This window comes from Romboutsia timonensis, from assembly GCF_900106845.1.
GTDB classification, from domain to species: Bacteria; Bacillota; Clostridia; order Peptostreptococcales; family Peptostreptococcaceae; genus Romboutsia; species Romboutsia timonensis.
In genome coordinates, this window is the sequence record NZ_LT629850.1 from 683653 (window position 1) to 684733 (window position 1081).

Below are 1081 nucleotides of genomic sequence, written 5' to 3' on the forward strand. Positions count from 1 at the left end.
AATTGGATGTGGAAAGATACATCCAATAATCTAAGGCTTACGCCTATTTTTAGTATATTATCACTAAAAATCTTTGTAAAAAAGAAAATAGCCATTTTATATAAGTTAAAAATGGCTATTTTGTCTACAATCTGAAATACACCCATAAGGGTGTATTTTTTCGTCGGCGAATTTTAAGCAACGGATGTGACCGAAGCGTTAGCTAGCGTCATATCGTTGGCGACATGAGCGTAGCGAATTTTAAATCGTATTATATATGCTCAAAATATATAATTTTTATGGATTAAACGATTTAATAATGCAATTAATATGCCGTTAAATTATACTTAATGCTATTAAATTATACTAGAATTTAAAATAAATGACAATTTATATCGCACGACAAAAAACTACAGAAAACGATTTTTAAAACTTATAAAAGCTTAGACTTATCAAAGTTTTCAAACTTAAGCCTAACATACTTTACAGGTATATTTATAGTAAACGAACTTAATAATAAAGGTATGAAAATTATTAAATAAGTTAACAAATATAATATGAGTTATGATATAAAGTTTAAACAAAGAGCAGTAGAATACCAAAGAGAAGGCCATACTTACAAAGAAACTTGTAAAGTATTTAAAATATCTGAAACAACACTAACTAGGTGGATAAATAAAGAAAAGGAAGGTAAATTAGGTGAAGTAAAAATACAGGTTAGAAAACCAAAAAAGATTTATCCAGAAAAGTTAATTAAATATATAGAAAAACATCCAGATGCATATTTAGTTGAGATTGCAGAGGAGTTTAATTGTAGTGAGTGTGCAATAAGAAAAGCATTAAAGAAATTAAATATAACACGAAAAAAAAGACAACTTCATACAAAGAACAATGTAAGGAAAAAGTAAATAAATATTTAAATGAGATAAAAAACTTTAGCGAAGAAGATATAGTATATATTGATGAAACAGGAATACAAGGTTATATTTATAGAGAATATGCAAGAGCTATAAGAGGTAAAAAAGTTTACGATAAAATACCAGGTAAAAAATACAAAAGAACAAATATAGTAGCAGGAAAATGTGGAGATAAGATTATCTCT

The 1081-nt window shown here is 26.5% G+C and carries 1 protein-coding gene and 1 pseudogene; both read left to right on the top strand.

Annotated features, from left to right (window positions below; genetic code table 11):
- Positions 1 to 536 precede the first annotated feature (536 nt).
- Entirely contained in the window at positions 537 to 887 is a 351-nt protein-coding gene (locus tag BN7997_RS05905) for an IS630 transposase-related protein (RefSeq protein WP_071119193.1), read from the top strand.
- A pseudogene (locus BN7997_RS15735) lies at positions 800 to 1081 on the top strand (hypothetical protein); the annotation flags it as partial. The gene BN7997_RS05905 and the pseudogene BN7997_RS15735, both read left to right, overlap by 88 nt.

Bases quoted from the DNA above. Each gene is read 5' to 3' on its own strand.
- BN7997_RS05905 (WP_071119193.1), top strand. From the start codon at position 537: ATGAGTTATGATATAAAGTTTAAACAAAGAGCAGTAGAATACCAAAGA.